Origin of the sequence: Siminovitchia fortis, assembly GCF_003605365.2 — a bacterium.
Taxonomy (GTDB): Bacteria; Bacillota; Bacilli; order Bacillales; family Bacillaceae_C; genus Siminovitchia; species Siminovitchia fortis.
In genome coordinates, this window is record NZ_QYTU02000086.1 from 1 (window position 1) to 1,835 (window position 1,835).

The 1,835-nt window shown below is 39.3% G+C and carries 1 protein-coding gene; it reads left to right on the plus strand.

Translation table 11 applies throughout. The features are described 5' to 3' along the window. The first annotated feature begins 126 nt into the window (after positions 1-126). Positions 127-1,410, plus strand: coding sequence for an IS110 family RNA-guided transposase (locus D4N35_RS17685; protein WP_120076019.1), 1,284 nt, complete (start codon positions 127-129; stop codon positions 1,408-1,410). Positions 1,411-1,835: the final 425 nt, after the last annotated feature.

A 1,835-nucleotide genomic window follows, 5' to 3' on the forward strand; every position in this document is an offset into this window, starting at 1 on the left:
AAGAAAGCATTCCTGTATTTAAGCAAAAATGGAGTTTGAATAAAAAAAGTCCCCTTGGTATGATACGAGGTGTCCACAGCTGATCAGCAAAAATGGACCCTTAAATTAAAACCAAGGAGGACTATCATGAATTATAAACAGAATGAAAAAATATTACAACTAACAGATGAAACTTTAATTGTGGGAGTTGACATTGCCAAAAAAAGGCATGTTGCTCGCGCGCAAGATTATCGAGGGATTCAATTCGGAAAGGCATTATATTTTGAAAATAGCCTTGAAGGTTTCCAGAGTTTTATGTGTTGGATGAATGATTTAGCTACACAACAGGATAAAAACAAGCAGATCATTGGTATGGAGCCTACTGGCCATTATTGGCTGCCATTGGCCTACTGGCTCATGGAAAAGCAACTCAAAGTGGTTGTTGTAAACCCAGCTCATGTGAAGAAATCAAAAGAGCTGGATGACAACTCTCCAACCAAGAATGATGTAAAAGATGCCAGGGTTATTTCACGGCTGATTCAAGATGGCCGCTATTCTGAACCACATTTACCGGAAGGAATTTACGCCGAACTCCGCGAAGGCATGAATATGTATGACCAATTAATGAAAGATCTTCAAGCCGTGCAGGGACGCGTTCACCAATGGATTGACAGGTACTTTCCGGAATATACAACTGTCTTTGCGAATTGGGAGGGGCAATCATCGATACAAATATTAAAAATGGGTCTGTTTCCGGATGAAATCGTGGAAACAGATGAAATGACCATCCTTACGGAAATCCGTAAAGAGGTAAAAAGAGGAGTTGGATTGAAAAAGGTCCGACAATTAAAAGAGGCTGCGCGTCATTCCATCGGAATCCAGGAAGGCAAAACCATGGCAAGGATGAAAATCAACACACTGATGGCTCAATATGCCCTCCTTCATGAAAAAATTAATGAAGTGTGGGAAATGATAGAAGGATTAACCAGCACCATTCCGGGTGTAAAGGAAATGACAGATATTAAAGGGATAGGCGATATCACGATAGCCGCATTCTTGGCGGAGGTAGGCAATTTAAATCATTACGATCATCCGGAACAAATTATTAAATTAGCAGGGTTAAATTTAAAATTGGCCACTTCAGGAAAGTGGAAAGGCCAAACGATCATTACCAAGAGGGGGCGCCCCAAATTACGTGCACTCTTGTTCAAGGTCGCTCTGCCATTAGTTAATCACAACCCTGCGTTTAAGGCGTTACATCAATATTTTACAACAAGAAAAGAAAATCCGTTGAAGAAAAAGCAATCCCTGATTGCGATCTGCTGCAAATTAATTCGCATTTTATTTACTGTAGGTAAAAAACAAATAGCATTCAATCCGGAAAAAATGTTAAACGATATTCCGCATTTTAATTTACAGAATGCAGCTTAACTCGATAACCGATGAATCACCTTGTTTTCATGGTAGTTAAGAATTTTCATTTATTTTAAAACAGCCATAACATTTGAAGCACGGAGCAGTCGGCATATTTTTATACTATCGGGCAATGACCCTGCAAGAAAGCATCGCCGACCCCACTTCATGGATAGACCGAACGAAGGAATGTATGCGCAATTGACGCTGTGAGATGTGGGAGGGTTTGTCACCATGAGTATTGTGGGAATGAAAGTGCGATCATAGCAGTAAGAATTCCCATTTTTTTCAAAAAAGAGAAGGATGGCTTATTAAGTGCACCCTTCTACATTAAAATTTCGTTCCTATGCCATTTAAAATGTTACTGTTAAATCATAAATAAAACGAAAGTCTAAGATAAACCAAGAAAACAGGCGAAAACGTTAGTATAAAGAGGGAGTATA